Here is a 14,995-nt window from a genome sequence, read left to right as displayed (position 1 = left end):
GTGCGGCTGGGCACGCTGTTGCGCAAGGACGTGCCGCGGTGCGCGGAGCTGGAGCAGGAGCTGTTCGCGGGCGAGGACCCGTGGACGGCGCGGATGTTCGTCAGCGAGATCGACGCGGGCCACTTCTACATCGGCGCTTTCGACGAGGACGAGCACCTGGTCGGCTACGCGGGGCTCGCGGTGATCGGGGCGCCGCCGAACGCCGAGGCCGAGGTGCACACGATCGCCGTGGACGCCAAACGGCAGGGCGAGGGCATCGGCAAGGCACTGCTGCGGGCACTGCTCGCCAGGGCGGACGCCGTCAACGCGGTGACCTTCCTGGAGGTCCGCACCGGCAACGAGACCGCGAAGGGTCTCTACGTCGCGCACGACTTCGAGATCGTCGGGCTGCGCAAGCGCTACTACCAGCCTTCGGGCGCGGACGCCCACACCATGCGGCGTCCGTCGGCGACCGAGCGCGAGGGGAAGAAGACGTCATGATCGTGCTCGGGATCGAGACCTCCTGCGATGAGACCGGTGTCGGCATCGTTCGCCGCCACGCCGACGGCACGCTGGAGCTGCTCGCCGACGAGGTGGCCTCCAGCGTCGAGGAGCACGCCCGCTTCGGCGGCGTGGTGCCCGAGATCGCCAGCCGCGCGCACCTCCAAGCGATGGCGCCGACCATGCGCAGGGCGCTGGACACCGCGGGACTCGAACTGTCCACTGTGGACGCGATCGCGGTGACCGCGGGCCCGGGGCTGGCCGGGGCGCTGATGGTCGGGGTCGCCGCCGCGAAGGCGTACTCCACCGCCTCCGGCAAGCCGCTCTACGGCGTCAACCACCTCGCGGGCCACGTCGCGGCCGACACCATCGAGCACGGCCCGCTGCCCCCGCGCTGCCTCGCGTTGCTGGTCTCCGGCGGCCACAGCCAGCTGCTGCTGGTGGAGGGCCTGACCGAGAAGATCACCGAGATCGGCGCCACCATCGACGACGCGGCGGGCGAGGCCTACGACAAGGTCGCCAGGATTCTCGGCCTGCCCTACCCGGGCGGCCCGCCCATCGACAAGCTGGCCAAGCAGGGGAACCCGCGCGCGATCGCCTTCCCGCGCGGGCTGACCGGGCAGCGGGACGCGCCGTTCGACTTCTCCTTCTCCGGGCTGAAGACCGCCGTGGCGCGGTGGGTGGAGAAGCACGAGGCGACCGGCGCGGAGATCCCGCTGGCCGACGTCGCGGCGAGCTTCCAGGAGGCGGTGGCCGACGTGCTCACCGCCAAGGCGATCCGCGCCGCCCGCGAGCACGAGGTCGACACGATGGTCATCTCCGGCGGCGTCGCGGCCAACTCGCGGCTCGGTGAGCTGGCCAGGGAGCGCTGCGCGGAGGCTGGCATCACGCTGCGGGTCCCGCGGCCGCGGCTGTGCACGGACAACGGCGCGATGATCGCGGCGCTGGGCGCGCACGTGGTGGCGAGCGGAGCCAAGCCCTCGCCCGCCACCCTCGCCGCGGACACGTCGCTGCCCCTGGTCTACGGCAGCTGAGCGCTCACCAGCGCAGACCGACCTTGACGCGGTCGTACCGGTAGGAACTCGTCACGGTGATGGTGTAGTTGCCCGGGTGGGGCGCCGACATGTTCTTGCAGGTCCACGAGCTGGCGGGGTCACCGATCCGGACGTCGCCCTCGCAGCGCCGCAGATCGGTCTGGAAGACCCAGTGCACGAGCGCGTTGTGCTCGCCGCCGATGGCGTCGATGTCGACGTGCCCCGTGTAGCCGGGGAAACCGCTCCCCGTGAGGCGGCAGTACTCCGTGGAGTTGCAGGTCTTGCTGTTGCCCCCGGCGCTCGCGCTGGGCACGGTGACGAAGACCATGCCGATGGCGAGGGCGGCCGTTGCAAGGAATTTCGCGCGTTTCATCATCTCTCCTCTTGGTGCGTCGGTCACCAGCGGGCGCCGACCACGAGCGCGTCGTGGCGTTCGGGCGCGTCGACGAGCACTCGGTAATGCCCGGGGTGCGCGTTGTGGCAGACCCAGGAGCGCGGCGGATCGTTCACCCAGAACTCGGCGACGCAACGCTCACCGTTGTCGCCCTTGTACCGGATTCGCACGCGCGTGTTGGGGCCGCCGATGACGTCGGCGTCGATGCTGAGCGTGCCGCCGGGGAAGTTGTTCCCCTCGACGCGGCAGACAGATTCGGACGGGCAGCGCTTGGAATAGCCGCCCGCGCTCGCGCTGGGGGCCGTTGCGAAAATCATTCCGATCGCGAGCGCGGCGGCTGCGAAGGTTTTTCCTGTTATCGCCATCGTGCCCCCACGCTGTAGTCGTATGAGTTCACGTATGCCTCTGTGGTGGTGACCCGGATTTTTCCGGGCGGAATGTTATGGCACACCCAGGAACGAGGTGGTTCGTTGACCCAGAATTCGGTGACACACCGCTGCCCGGTTTTGGTCTGCACCCGGAGCAGGATGAGCTTGTCGGGGCCGTTGACTGCGTCGGCGTCAACGCTGAGCGTGCCGCCCGGGAATCCGTCGACTTCGAGCTGGCAGGAAACCGCGGCTGGGCAGAACTTGGAGCCACCGCCCGCGCTCGCACCGGGAGCCGTGGCGACCACGACCCCCAGTGCGAGAGCGACGGTTCCGAGGTTCTTTCCGAATGTCACGGGCGCGAAGCTATAGGGCAGCCCCTGACGGTCGGCTAAACGCGCGGAAAAAGACGGGGAACCCGGTCCACGATGCGAAACGACGCCTTGGTCTGAACGGGCTCGCCCGGTGTGGAAACCTTCTGCACCGCTCGGTAGTCCACCAGGACCTCGTGCGGAGTGAATTTTGTTCGCACATAACCACGCCGGTTGTTGAAGAACCGGATGTGCGGGTTCTCCTTCAACACCGCCTCGGTATCCGCGCGCGTTTCCGAACCGTCACCGCCGCTGCTGATCGAGGTCGTCACCAGCTCGGTGCCGACCGAGGGCGAGGTCGGGTCGTTCCACCGCTTGTGCACGTTGCCCGCCCACGCGGCGTGCACGTCGCCGGTGAGCACGATCGCGTTGCGCACCCCGGCCGACGTCCAACCGTCCACGATCCGGTCCCGGTTGGCCGCGTAGCCGTCCCAGGCGTCCATGTCGTTCTTCTCGCCATCCCCCGGCTTCAGGTCCAGCTGCGAGAAGAACACCTGCTGCCCGAGCACGTCCCACCGCGCCCGCGATGAGCGGAACCCGTCCAGCAGCCACGCCTCCTGCGCCGCGCCGGTGATCGTCCGCTTCGGGTTGAACCGCTCCGGGCAGGTCTTCTTGCCGTCGCCGCACGCCTGGTCGTCGCGGTACTGCCGGGTGTCGAGCATGTGGAAGGTGGCCAGACCACCCCAGCCGATCCGGCGGTACAACCGCAGCTCCGGCCCGGTCGGCAGAGAGGAGCGGCGCAGCGGCATGTTCTCGTAGTACGCCTGGAACGCCGCCTTCCGCCGCTCCGCGAACCCGGGATCGGGGTGCTCCGGGACCAGGCTCGCCCAGTTGTTCTCCACCTCGTGGTCGTCGAGCACCACCACCCACGGCGCCACCGCGTGCGCCGCCTGGAGGTCGAGGTCGGTCTTGTACTGGGCGTAGCGCTGCCGGTAGTTCGCCAGCGTCGTGGTCTCCGGGCCGACGTGGTGCCGCACGTTGCCGCCAGGGGCCACGTACACGTTGGGCGCGTATTCGTACTGGTAGTCGCCCAGGTGAAGGATCAGGTCCGGGCTTTCCTCGGCCAACCGCCGGTACGCGGTGAAGTAGCCGTGCTCGTACTGGGCGCAGGACGCGAAGCACATGGTCAGCGGCGAGGTGAGGGACCGCGCGGCCGGTGTAGTCCTCGTCCGCCCGGCGGGGGAGAGGTGCCCGTTGGCGCGGAATCGGTAGAAGTAGCGGCGGCCCGGCCGCAGCCCGCTGAGCTCCACGTGCACGCTGTGCCCGAGCTCGGGGACGGCGGTCTCGACCCCGCGCCGGACGATCCTGGTGAAGCGTTCGTCATCGGCGAGTTCCCACTCGACCTCGACCGCGCGGGTGCCCATCCCGCCCATGCCGTCCTCGGCGAGCGGGGTGGTGGCGAGACGGGTCCACAAGACCACGCCGTCGGGGGACGGATCGCCCGAGGCGACACCGAGCGTGAACGGGTTGGCGGGGCCGGCGGTGGCCGCACCGCCGAGGGCGACCGCGCCGAGGGCGGTGACTCCGCTGAAGAGAGCGGAGCGCCGGGAGATCTCTCGCATGGCCGAATCCCACCCCTCTCGGGCCCGGGAGGCCAGAGCGACACCCGGACTGTTCGGGCGAGAGCGGAACCCAACGGCCTGACCAGTGCGGACACCGTGTTTGCGGCCCTGCGTTGAGCGTTGGCACTCTCATGGGTAGAGTGCTAGTCGCACGGCGCCGACCTGCCCCGGCACCCGCGACGGCGGGGTGGCAGGTGCCGTCGGTACCTGCCAACGCTTACAAGACCCGTGGAGGTCACACCGTGACGAGCGTGAACGTCAAGGTGAACATCAAGCCGCTTGAGGACAAGATCGTCGTCCAGGCGAGCGAGGCGGAGACGACGACGGCTTCTGGCATCGTCATCCCCGACACCGCCAAGGAGAAGCCCCAGGAGGGCGCTGTCCTCGCCGTGGGCCCCGGTCGCATCGACGACAAGGGCAACCGCGTCCCGCTGGACGTCAAGGTGGGTGACACCGTCATCTACTCCAAGTACGGCGGCACCGAGGTCAAGTACAACGGTGAGGAGTACCTGATCCTCTCGGCTCGCGACGTGCTGGCCGTCATCGAGAAGTGACGCAGCACTAAGGCGTAACCGCCCCGGCGGCCCCCAGGGGCTGTCGGGGCGTTCTCGTGTCACAAGCAAGAGAGAGACGGGTACATGCCCAAGCAGATCAGCTTCGACGAGGACGCCCGCCGCGCCCTCGAACGGGGTGTCAACCAGCTCGCCGACGTCGTCAAGGTGACGCTCGGCCCGCGTGGTCGGCACGTCGTGCTGGACAAGAAGTTCGGTGGCCCGACCGTCACCAATGACGGCGTGACCATCGCCCGCGAGGTCGAGCTGGACGACGCGTTCGAGAACCTCGGCGCGCAGCTGGCCAAGACCGTCGCCACCAAGACCAACGACGTCGCCGGTGACGGCACCACCACCGCGACCGTGCTGGCCCAGGCCATGGTCCGGGTCGGCCTGCGCAACGTGGCCGCCGGTGCCAACCCCACCGCGCTCGGCAAGGGCATCGAGGCGGCCTCCGAGGCCGTCGTCGAGGCGCTCAAGGCCAAGGCCACCCCGGTGAAGGGCCGCGACAACATCGCGCAGGTCGGCACCGTCTCCTCGCGGGACGAGACGATCGGCGCGCTGCTCGGCGAGGCCATGGAGAAGGTCGGCGAAAACGGTGTCATCACCATCGAGGAGTCCTCGACGCTGACCACCGAGCTGGACATCACCGAGGGCCTCGACTTCGACAAGGGCTTCATCTCGGCGCACTTCGTCACCGACGCCGAGTCGCAGGAGGCCGTGCTCGAGGACGCCTTCGTCCTGCTGCACCGCGACAAGATCGGCGCGATCGCCGACCTGCTCCCCGTGCTGGAGAAGGTCGTCGAGGCGGGCAAGCCGCTGCTGATCGTCGCCGAGGACGTCGAGGGCGAGGCGCTGTCCACCCTGGTGGTCAACGCCGTCCGCAAGACCCTGCGCGTCGTCGCGGTCAAGGCGCCGTTCTTCGGCGACCGCCGCAAGGCGTTCCTGGACGACCTGGCCACCGTCACCGGCGGCAAGGTCGTCGCGCCGGAGGTCGGGCTGAAGCTGTCCGAGTCCGGCCTGGACGTGCTGGGCAAGGTCCGCCGCGTGGTGGTCACCAAGGACTCGACCACCTTCGTCGACGGTGGCGGGGACAAGGCCGAGGTGGACGCCCGGATCGAGCAGATCCGCCGCGAGATCGCCGCGACCGACTCCGACTGGGACCGCGAGAAGCTGCAGGAGCGGCTGGCCAAGCTCTCCGGTGGCGTCGCGGTGATCAAGGTCGGTGCCGCCACCGAGACCGAGGCCAAGGAGCGCAAGCACCGCATCGAGGACGCGGTCGCCGCCACCAGGGCCGCGGTCGAGGAGGGCATCGTGCCCGGCGGCGGTTCCGCGCTGGTGCACGCCGCCAAGGTGCTGGACAACGGCCTCGGCCTGGCGGGCGACGAGGCGACCGGTGTCGCCATCGTGCGCGAGGCGCTGGCCGCGCCGCTGTTCTGGATCGCGGCCAACGCCGGTCTCGAAGGCGCCGTCGTCGTGCACAAGGTGCGCGACCAGGAGTGGGGCCAGGGCTTCAACGCCGCCAACCTCACCTACGGCGACCTCGTCGACGACGGTGTGGTCGACCCGGTGAAGGTGACCCGCTTCGCGGTCGCCAACGCCGCCTCCATCGCCAGGATGGTGCTCACCACGGAGAGCGCCATCGTGGAGAAGAAGGAGGAGGCGCCCGAGGCCGCCGGCGGTCACGGGCACGGCCACGGGCACCGTCACTGACGGTAGTCACGTCGTAACAGACAAGAAGAGGCCGGACGCTACGAGCGTCCGGCCTCTTCCTTGTCTGTTAGCCCGGTGAGAAGGCTGGCATCCGCCTCAGGCGGTGGGCGCCAGTGCGATCTTGCGCCGGCGGGTACTGATGATCGTTTCGCGCTCCGACTCCGACATGCCGCCCCAGATCCCGTAGGGCTCCTGTACCGCGAGCGCGTGTTTGCGGCACAGATCGAGCACGGGACAGCGCTGACAGACGGCTTTCGCCCTCGCCTCGCGCCGGGATCGTGCTGGTCCTCGTTCACCATCGGGGTGGAAGAAGAACGCGCTGTCCATGCCGCGGCACGAACCTTCCAGCTGCCAGTCCCACAGGTCCGCGTTGGGCCCCGGAAGTCGCCGAGTATCCGCCATCGCCGACCGCCTCCTCACCAAAGTCTGGGTTGTGCTGCCTTGGTCTTTCCCGCACGGTGCTGGATCAACCGTAGAACCGAGTCAAAACTTGTTCAATAACCTTTCGCGTCATACCTTGTTCAACTGCGGGTGACCAAGCGCCCCTGGTGACGACCTTGAGCGCACGATCCGGGTTGCCGTCCGGGTGATAGAGCCGGAACATTTGCGTCGTGACGACTCAGCCTGGGCGCGGTGTACCCCTCGGGTCCGCCTTTCAAGCCGGGCTGGACGACTTTGTCGGCGACGATCGCGCGGGCCACCACGAGGAGCCTCGGCTGACCGTCGCGGCCGTGGCGAGCAGGCTCGGAGTCGCCCCCGCGACGCTGCGGACGTGGGACCGCCGGTACGGCCTCGGGCCCAGCGGGCACACCAGCGGCAGGCACCGCAGGTACGGCTCGAAGGACATCGCGCGACTGGAGCTGATGCAGCGGGCGCTGCTGCGCGGGGCCTCACCCGCCGACGCCGCCCGCTACGCGTTGAGCGTGCCGCTGCCCGCCGCGCCCGAACACGTCGAGCGGGCCGCCGCGACGCGCCCGGTCGGGGTGGAGCTGTTGGTCAGCGGTGGCCGCACCGGCGCGGCCGAGGACTACGAGTTCGAGGACGACGAAGACCCACCGCTGTTGATCAGTGGCGGCGACGGCGGCTCGCTGGGCATCGGCCCCCGCGGGCGCCAGGGCGGGCGCGGGCTGAAGCTGCCGGGGGCCAGCCGCACGGCGCGCGGGCTCAGCCGGGCGGCGCTGGCCATGGACGCCGACGCCATCCAGCAGGTGCTCGCCAAGGCGCTCGCCGAGGACGGGGTCGTGCCCACCTGGGACGAGGTGATCCGGCCGGTGCTCTGCGCACTGGCCGAGCGCTGGGAGCACGCCGGGGTCGGGGTGGAGATCGAGCGCCTGCTCAGCGAGGAGATCATCGTGGCGCTCAGCCGCGTGATGGCGCTGGCCCCGCCCCCGCGCAACCCGCGCCCGGTCCTGCTCGCGTGCGTCCCGGAAGAACAGCACAGCCTGCCGCTCTACCCGCTCTCCTGTTCCCTGGCGCTCAGCGGCGTCTCCGTGCGCAGGCTCGGCGCCTCGCTGCCGATCGACGCGCTCGTCGCGGCGGCGCGCAGGCTCGCCCCCGCCGCGGTGGTGCTCTGGGCGCACCTGCCCCGCAACGCCGACCCCTCGGTCTTCGAGGCCCTGCCGAAGACGCGGCAGCGGACCCGGCTGTTCGTCGGCGGACCGGGATGGGCGGCGATCGACCTGCCGCGGCACGTCCAGTACTTGGACGACCTGGGTTCCGGCACCGAGCGCATCGTCCGCGCGGTCCTGCCGGGTGCCTGAGCCGTCAGCGGTCAGCCTTCGGGACGCGGCGTTCGGCGCTCACCCCGACGCGGTCGTGCACGGCGCCGCGCGCAGCACCGACCCGCGGCGACGTTGGCTCGCGGGAGTGGCGCTCGGCGGACAAGGGTCCTATGCGGCGGCGGTGACCGCGCTGACTCCACTGCTTCACTGCCAGAACGGCCGCGATCCGCTGTTCGCCTCGCTCGCCGCGAGCACCCTCGCCTCGCACCACCGCCAGCTCGGGTGCCACGCCCCCGCCCGGGACCTCGACGCGCGGGCGCTCGCGCTCATCCTCGGCGCGGAGGCGTCGGGTCAGACCGATCCCGATCCCGATTCCGATGACGTGGACGTCGCCGGAGCCGAGCTGGACGCGCGGCTCGGGCTGGCCGCCGACGAGCTGGGTCTCGGCAGGCTCGCGCTGGCGCGGCGCCTGCACCGCCAGGCGGAGGAAGCCTTCCGGGAGCGCCCGCTCGGCTGGCGCGGACGGCTCCGGTTGCGCTGGGTCGCGGCCGAGCTGGCGCTGGCGGGAGGCGAGCCGGAGCGTGCGCTGAACGAGGCTCAAAAAGGGTTTCATCTTTTGTCGCCCCCGGATTCGTTACGGCACCACCTGAAGTCGGAGCTGGTTCTCGGGGTGGCCCTGAATACTCTGGGCTCATCGGAGGCCGTGCCTTTGCTCCGAAAGGTGGTAGATCGGACGTGGACGCTGAGACTTGCGCCACTCGCCTGGCCCGCGGCCCTCGTCCTGGCGGCGGCGCGGCCCGCCGATCAAGATCACTGGCATGAGCTGGCTCGATGCGCGTTGTCGCACGTCATCGGCCGTGCGGATGCGGCCCAATGGAGGTTGATTCCGCGCTCGCCGTGGCTACCCTCGTGGTTGCTCCGTTCCGGTGACCCGAGCACCACGAACGAGTGGTCGAATTTCTTGACGGATAAAGCACCGGATCGTGTCAAGGTTCGGCTCGAAGCGTCCGATAGGGATGTTGAACGTCACTCGGCTGTAGGAAGGGGTTCCCGTGACGACGGTCCTGATCTGTGATGACCGGCGTAGCGTCCGGGAGGGTCTCACCCGCGTGATGTCGGCTGTCCCCGGTGTGAGCCGTATCGATTGTGTGGCTCACGGTGATGAGCTGCTCGCGCGCTTCTCACGGCAGGCAGTCGACGTCGTCCTGGTGGGCACTCAACGCGCTGTGCCAACAGGCGTCGAAGCCACTCGCCGCCTCGTGTCCGCCCACCCGCAGGCGAACGTGATCGTTTTCGGCGCGCCAGACGACGCCGGAAGCATCGCGGCCGCCATCGCCGGTGGGGCACGTGGCTACCTGAGGTGGGACGCCTCGCGTCCGGAGCTGGTCGCCGCACTGGCGCACACGCTCGCCAGCACTTCCGTCCCGGCCCCGCGCCAGCCCTCCGACCCGGGGGTCCAGCTCACCGAGCGGGAGCTCCAGGTGCTGCGCGGGATGAGCCAGGGCAAGAGCAACGGCCAGATCGGCCGCGAGCTCTACCTGTCCGAGGACACGGTGAAGACCCACGCGCGCCGCTTGTTCCGCAAGCTCGGCGTCCGTGACCGTGCCCAGGCGGTCGCCCACGGTTTCCGGCGCGGCCTGGTCTCCTGACCACCGCCGTCGCCACGCGACACTCGTCATAAACGGGGGGAGCCCGGCCAGCGCGCCGGGCTCCCTTCGTTTCCGCAGGTGGACCGCTGTGATCCGGTACCGATTCCGCCCCGCTGCCCCGAACCGGCCCGATCGCCGGGTACGGTGAGAAGCGACCGGAGCGGCGGAACCGGTTATCGAATAACAACTATCGGTCCGCCAACTCGTAACACTTGGGCTGCTCTCAACGATGACCAACATGGGGGACGGGCTGGACGCCCTTGTAGGTGCTTCGCTCGATGGCGACCGCCAGGCGATCGAGCGCCTACTGGCAGCTATCCGTCCCCTTGTGGTGCGGTACTGCCGCGCCAGAGTCGGAAGGCAAGAGCGGTCGTACGCTTCCGCGGACGACGTGGCCCAGGAGGTGTGTCTCGCCGTGCTGACGGCGCTGCCGAACTACCGGGACCAGGGAAGACCGTTCCTGGCCTTCGTGTACGGCATTGCCGCACACAAGGTCGCGGACGCGCACCGTTCGGCCGCGCGCAACCGGTCCGAACCGGTTTCGGAGGTGCCGGACTCCCCGGAGATGGGTGCCGGTCCGGAACAGCGGGCCATGCAGGGTGAGCTCTCCGAGCGGATGGCGCAGATCATGCGGGTGCTGCCGCCCAAACAGCGCGAGATCCTCATGCTGCGGGTGGTCGTCGGCCTCTCCGCGGAGGAGACCGCGGACGCCGTGGGGTCCACCCCCGGCGCTGTGCGGGTCGCCCAGCACCGCGCGCTGGCCAGGTTGCGGAAGACGTTAGCGGCGGAGGAGGTGTACTGAATGGTTGAGCGGAACGACGACCTGGACGGTCCGACCGTGCGCCGGATCGGTCGGGAGCGGCGGTCCTCGGTGAGCCTCTCGGACACCGCGTGGTCCGCGGAGGACGGCGACAACGAGCCACTCGACTTCGTCGCGGTGCAGGCGGACGACGCACTGCTGGACACACTGCGCTCCTCGGATTCCCTGAACGGCGGCATCGCCGATCCCGAACTCTCCGCCCTGCTGCTCTCCTGGCGCAGGGAGGTCGACTCCGAGTCCATGGGCGAGCTGGTCGACCTGGACACCGCCGTGGCCACCATCGACGCGGCCAAGGCGCGGCGCCGTCCCCGGCACCGCTTGCTGATCCCGCTGGCCTCCGCGGCCGCGGTGCTGGCCATCGCCTTCACCGGCGTCGGCCTCGCCGCCCGCGACGCCCAGCCCGGCGACGCGCTCTGGGGCCTGGCCAAGGTGCTCTACTCCGACCACACCAGGTCGGTGGAGAACGCCGCCTCGGCCAAGGACGACCTCAACCTGGCCGCGTTCGCGCTCCGGCACGGCAACTACAACGAGGCCGCCGCCGCGCTGACCCGCGCGGTGAAGAAGCTGGAGGCCGTCGCGGTGGAGGACGGCGCCGCCGCGCTGATCGACCAGCACCAGAACCTGGTCAAGCAGCTGGTGACCTCCTCGCCGCAGACGCCTCCGCCGCCGCCGGTGAACAACCCCTCGGTGATCCCGTCGCCGACCCCGGGGAACCCGTCGCCGACCACGCCGGTGCAGAGCAACTCCAACACCTCGGCGACCACCACCACACCGGTGCCGCCGACGACCACGACCACCCCGCCCACCACGACCACCCCACCGGTGACGACCACCCCGTCGACCACCGACTCGACCACGGGTGGCAACGGCGGGACGAACACCGGCGGCAGCCCCACCGAGGGCAGCCCGCGGGCCGGTCAGCCGCCGGGGCCGATCGTGCCCACCGGCGGGGGCTGAGCCGAACAGCACACGGCACACGAGAATCCCGCAGCGCCTCCAGGGTGCTGCGGGATTCGTCTTGTCCCGGCTCTAGCGCCTGCTCTCGATCGTGGTCACGCCGTCGGCGAAACCCCGGCAGTACTCCCAGGTCACGTACGCCGAGGGGTCGGGGTCGAACGCGGGCTCGTGCGGCCGCATCCTGCCGTCCTTGAGCAGCTGGTGCAGGCTCGCCCGCAGCAGCTCCCAGTCGTGGTAGTGCGGTTCGCTGCAGTCCCCGCAGTCGACCACGATGCCCCTGATCTCGCGCGGTTCCAGAAGTGCCTGGTAGACGGCGAGATCGGTGAGGTCGGAGAGCAGCTCGGCGCGTTCGTGTTCGGTCAGCGGCTCGGCCGGGTCCTCCTGGACCGCGTCCAGCGCCCGAGCGGGATCGTTCGGGTCGCCCGCGAACGGGTCAGGGGGCAAGGCGTCGTGCGGCACGTCTGGCACCGTACCCGCCCCGCCCGCTCGGCGTCCCTCGGTGGTCCGATGGAATCTGCTATAGGGGCGTCACGGGCTGGGAGCGGTTGCTCGCGCACTTGACAACGCTGTCAGGAGGGCCCGGACGTGATGGGCGTGACCAGCGGCGGTGCGATTCGCGATCGGGCCGTGCGGTTAGCATGGACCTCTGATCCCACCAGGCCGGAGTCCATGCAAGCACCGGTACCGCAGGAAGGTCTATCACCCGCCATGACCAGCGAGCTCTCCGCTCACGGCGTTCCGTCCAAGTTCGCAATGCTCGGGTTGACCTTCGACGACGTGCTGCTGCTGCCAGCCGCGTCGGACGTGGTGCCGAACGAGGTCGACACCAGCACCCGGATCTCCCGCAACATCAGCCTCCGCGTCCCGCTGGTCTCCTCGGCGATGGACACGGTCACCGAGGCTCGGATGGCGATCGCCATGGCCCGCGCCGGGGGCATGGGCGTGCTGCACCGCAACATCGCGGCCGAGGCCCAGGCCGCCCTGGTCGAGGTGGTCAAGCGCTCCGAGGCGGGCATGGTGACCGACCCGGTGACCTGCTCGCCGGGTGACACCCTGGCCGAGGTGGACGCGCTGTGCGCCCGCTTCCGCATCTCCGGCGTCCCGGTCACCGACGACGACGGCATCCTGGTCGGCATCATCACCAACCGCGACATGCGGTTCGAGATGGACCACAGCAAGCCGGTGCACGAGGTGATGACCAAGGGACCGCTGGTCACCGCCCAGATCGGCGTCTCGGCCGAGGCCGCGCTGGGCCTGCTGCGCAGGCACAAGATCGAGAAGCTGCCGATCGTGGACGGCGACAACCGGCTGCGCGGGCTGATCACCGTCAAGGACTTCGTCAAGACCGAGAAGTACCCGCTGGCCACCAAGGACCCGGACGGCAGGCTCGTCGTCGGCGCCGCGGTCGGCACCGGCGAGGAGTCCTACCAGCGCGCGATGCTGCTCAACGAGGCGGGCGTCGACGTGATCGTGGTGGACAGCGCCCACGGCCACCAGCGCAACGTGCTGGAGATGGTGGCCAAGCTCAAGGGCGAACTGGGCGACAACGTCGACGTCGTCGGCGGCAACGTGGCCACCCGCGCGGGCGCCCAGGCGCTGATCGACGCGGGTGCCGACGCGATCAAGGTCGGCGTCGGGCCCGGCTCCATCTGCACCACCCGGGTGGTGGCGGGCGTCGGCGCCCCGCAGATCACCGCGATCTACGAGGCCAGCCTGGCCTGCCAGGCCGCCGGTATCCCGCTGATCGGCGACGGCGGCATCCAGTACTCCGGCGACATCGCCAAGGCCATCGCGGCCGGGGCCAGCACGGTCATGCTGGGCAGCCTGCTCGCGGGCACCGCGGAATCCCCGGGCGACCTGATCCTGGTCAACGGCAAGCAGTTCAAGACCTACCGCGGCATGGGTTCGCTCGGCGCCATGCAGTCGAGGGGCCAGGCGAAGTCCTACTCCAAGGACCGCTACTTCCAGGACGACGTGCTCTCCGAGGACAAGCTCGTCCCCGAGGGCATCGAGGGCCGCACCCCGTTCCGCGGACCGCTGTCCCAGGTCGTGCACCAGCTGGTCGGCGGCCTGCGCTCGGCCATGGGCTACACCGGTTCGGCCGATATCGCCGAGCTCCAGCAGGCCCAGCTGGTGCGGATCACCGCGGCCGGGCTGAAGGAGAGCCACCCGCACGACATCACCATGACGGTGGAAGCGCCCAACTACACCTCCCGGTGACCCCCTGCTCCTGGCTGAGAAAGGACTGACGTGCGGGATCTTGTCGAGATCGGGATGAACCGGACGGCCATGCGCGCCTACGGTCTGGACGACGTGGAGATCGTTCCCTCGCGGCGCACCCGGTCCTCAAAGGACGTGTCGCTCGCGTGGCAGATCGATGCCTACCGCTTCGAGATCCCGCTGATCACCCACCCGACGGACGCCATCGTCTCGCCGGGCACCGCGGTGCGGATCGGCGAGCTCGGCGGGCTCGGGGTGCTCAACGCCGAGGGGCTGTGGGCGCGGCACGCCGACCCCGAGGAGGCGCTGCTCCGGGTCGTCCAGGCGGCTGAGGAGGAGGACGGCGACGCCGCGGTCAAGCTGCTGCAGGAGCTGCACGCCGCCCCGCTGCGGGTGGACCTGCTCACCGAGGCGATCCGCACGGTCCGCGAGTCCGGTGTCACCGTCGCGGCGCGGGTCAGCCCGCAGCACGCGCAGGAGCTGACCCCGGACCTGCTGGCCGCGGGCGTGGAGATGCTGATCCTGCAGGGCACGATCATCTCCGCCGAGCACGTGGAGCGCGACGGCGAGCCGCTGAACCTCAAGCGCTTCATCGCCGACCTCGACGTCCCGGTGATCGCCGGTGGTGCCGGGGACTACCGCACCGCCATGCACCTCATGCGCACCGGCGCGGCCGGGGTGATCGTCGGCTTCGGCGAGTCGCACGCCACCACCACGAACCAGGTCCTGGGCATCGGGGTGCCGATGGCCTCGGCGATCGCGGACGCCGCCGCGGCCCGCCGCGACTACCTGGACGAGACCGGTGGCCGCTACGTGCACATCATCGCCGACGGTTCGATGAAGCACTCCGGTGACATCGCCAAGGCGATCGCCTGCGGTGCCGACGCGGTGATGCTCGGCGAATCGCTGACCAACGCCGACGAGGCGCCCGGCCAGGGCTTCTACTGGACCGCCGCGGCCGCGCACCCGTCGCTGCCGCGCAGCGACGTTTTCGGTTTCTCCGGCGCCAGCTACGACCTGGAGACCCTGCTGTTCGGGCCGTCGTCCAACCCGTTCGGCACGGTCAACCTGTTCGGCGCGCTGCGCAGGGCGATGGCGAAGACAGGCTATTCCGATCTGAAGGAGTTCCAGAAGGTCGGCCTCACCGTTCGGCGGTAG

At 70.1% G+C, this 14,995-nt stretch carries 17 protein-coding genes; 11 read left to right on the top strand and 6 right to left on the bottom strand.

The window, feature by feature from the left end:
- Window positions 1-480, top strand: coding sequence for a ribosomal protein S18-alanine N-acetyltransferase (gene rimI, locus NLX83_RS06140; RefSeq protein ID WP_254236104.1), 480 nt, complete (start codon window positions 1-3; stop codon window positions 478-480).
- On the top strand, window positions 477-1,514 hold the full coding sequence (gene tsaD, locus NLX83_RS06135) for a tRNA (adenosine(37)-N6)-threonylcarbamoyltransferase complex transferase subunit TsaD (RefSeq protein ID WP_254233880.1): 1,038 nt from the start codon (window positions 477-479) through the stop codon (window positions 1,512-1,514). The genes rimI and tsaD overlap by 4 nt, the downstream gene beginning before the upstream one ends.
- Window positions 1,515-1,518: 4 nt before the next feature.
- Here the strand turns inward: tsaD and NLX83_RS06130 are convergent, their stop codons facing one another.
- Genes NLX83_RS06130 through NLX83_RS06115 form a run of 4 tightly spaced genes read right to left on the bottom strand, consistent with a single transcriptional unit; the run spans window position 1,519 to window position 4,206 of the window.
- Window positions 1,519-1,887, bottom strand: coding sequence for a hypothetical protein (locus tag NLX83_RS06130; RefSeq protein ID WP_254233879.1), 369 nt, complete (start codon window positions 1,885-1,887; stop codon window positions 1,519-1,521).
- A gap of 23 nt (window positions 1,888-1,910) precedes the next feature.
- Window positions 1,911-2,273 carry a hypothetical protein gene (locus NLX83_RS06125; RefSeq protein WP_254233878.1) on the bottom strand — a complete coding sequence of 121 codons (363 nt, stop codon included), beginning with the start codon at window positions 2,271-2,273 and terminating at the stop codon, window positions 1,911-1,913.
- Window positions 2,264-2,629: a hypothetical protein gene (locus tag NLX83_RS06120; RefSeq protein WP_254233877.1), complete on the bottom strand. Its 366-nt coding sequence runs from the start codon at window positions 2,627-2,629 to the stop codon at window positions 2,264-2,266. Before NLX83_RS06120 ends, NLX83_RS06125 begins: the two co-directional genes overlap by 10 nt.
- Window positions 2,630-2,664: 35 nt before the next feature.
- Window positions 2,665-4,206, bottom strand: coding sequence for an alkaline phosphatase D family protein (locus NLX83_RS06115; protein ID WP_254233876.1), 1,542 nt, complete (start codon window positions 4,204-4,206; stop codon window positions 2,665-2,667).
- Between the two features lie 251 nt (window positions 4,207-4,457).
- Between NLX83_RS06115 and groES the strand changes: the two genes are divergently transcribed.
- Together groES and groL are read left to right on the top strand one after the other, a co-directional pair.
- Entirely contained in the window at window positions 4,458-4,760 is a 303-nt protein-coding gene (gene groES / locus NLX83_RS06110) for a co-chaperone GroES (RefSeq protein WP_043810358.1), read from the top strand.
- Between the two features lie 84 nt (window positions 4,761-4,844).
- A complete protein-coding gene (gene groL / locus NLX83_RS06105; RefSeq protein ID WP_254233875.1) occupies window positions 4,845-6,470 on the top strand; it encodes a chaperonin GroEL in 1,626 nt (541 codons plus the stop codon).
- Window positions 6,471-6,566: 96 nt separating this feature from the next.
- On the opposite strand, the gene NLX83_RS06100 is transcribed toward groL, so the two are convergent.
- Window positions 6,567-6,872 carry a WhiB family transcriptional regulator gene (locus NLX83_RS06100; RefSeq protein WP_256562995.1) on the bottom strand — a complete coding sequence of 102 codons (306 nt, stop codon included), beginning with the start codon at window positions 6,870-6,872 and terminating at the stop codon, window positions 6,567-6,569.
- A gap of 314 nt (window positions 6,873-7,186) precedes the next feature.
- Here NLX83_RS06100 and NLX83_RS06095 point away from each other — a divergent pair, with 314 nt between their 5' ends.
- From NLX83_RS06095 to NLX83_RS06075, 5 genes are all read left to right on the top strand, one after another.
- Complete coding sequence (locus tag NLX83_RS06095; protein ID WP_254236102.1) at window positions 7,187-8,230, top strand: MerR family transcriptional regulator; 1,044 nt, start codon at window positions 7,187-7,189, stop codon at window positions 8,228-8,230.
- On the top strand, window positions 8,223-9,266 hold the full coding sequence (locus NLX83_RS06090) for a hypothetical protein (RefSeq protein WP_254233874.1): 1,044 nt from the start codon (window positions 8,223-8,225) through the stop codon (window positions 9,264-9,266). The genes NLX83_RS06095 and NLX83_RS06090 overlap by 8 nt, the downstream gene beginning before the upstream one ends.
- Complete coding sequence (locus NLX83_RS06085; protein ID WP_030427454.1) at window positions 9,244-9,840, top strand: response regulator transcription factor; 597 nt, start codon at window positions 9,244-9,246, stop codon at window positions 9,838-9,840. Before NLX83_RS06090 ends, NLX83_RS06085 begins: the two co-directional genes overlap by 23 nt.
- A gap of 229 nt (window positions 9,841-10,069) precedes the next feature.
- Entirely contained in the window at window positions 10,070-10,642 is a 573-nt protein-coding gene (locus NLX83_RS06080; protein ID WP_086820961.1) for a sigma-70 family RNA polymerase sigma factor, read from the top strand.
- Window positions 10,643-11,617 (top strand): hypothetical protein, encoded by a 975-nt coding sequence (locus NLX83_RS06075; RefSeq protein WP_254233873.1) that lies wholly within the window; start codon window positions 10,643-10,645, stop codon window positions 11,615-11,617.
- 72 nt (window positions 11,618-11,689) lie between these two features.
- On the opposite strand, the gene NLX83_RS06070 is transcribed toward NLX83_RS06075, so the two are convergent.
- Window positions 11,690-12,076: a DUF5319 domain-containing protein gene (locus tag NLX83_RS06070; RefSeq protein WP_030427457.1), complete on the bottom strand. Its 387-nt coding sequence runs from the start codon at window positions 12,074-12,076 to the stop codon at window positions 11,690-11,692.
- A 249-nt stretch (window positions 12,077-12,325) separates the two neighbouring features.
- On the opposite strand from NLX83_RS06070, the gene guaB reads away from it, so the two are divergent.
- Together guaB and NLX83_RS06060 are read left to right on the top strand one after the other, a co-directional pair.
- A complete protein-coding gene (gene guaB / locus NLX83_RS06065; protein ID WP_254233872.1) occupies window positions 12,326-13,837 on the top strand; it encodes an IMP dehydrogenase in 1,512 nt (503 codons plus the stop codon).
- A gap of 30 nt (window positions 13,838-13,867) precedes the next feature.
- Complete coding sequence (locus tag NLX83_RS06060) at window positions 13,868-14,995, top strand: GuaB3 family IMP dehydrogenase-related protein (protein ID WP_254233871.1); 1,128 nt, start codon at window positions 13,868-13,870, stop codon at window positions 14,993-14,995.

The organism is Allokutzneria sp. A3M-2-11 16 (genome assembly GCF_024213555.1).
GTDB lineage: Bacteria > Actinomycetota > Actinomycetes > Mycobacteriales > Pseudonocardiaceae > Allokutzneria.
The sequence above is the reverse complement of the archived record's forward strand: the minus strand, read 5'-3'. Positions and strand labels throughout refer to the sequence as shown.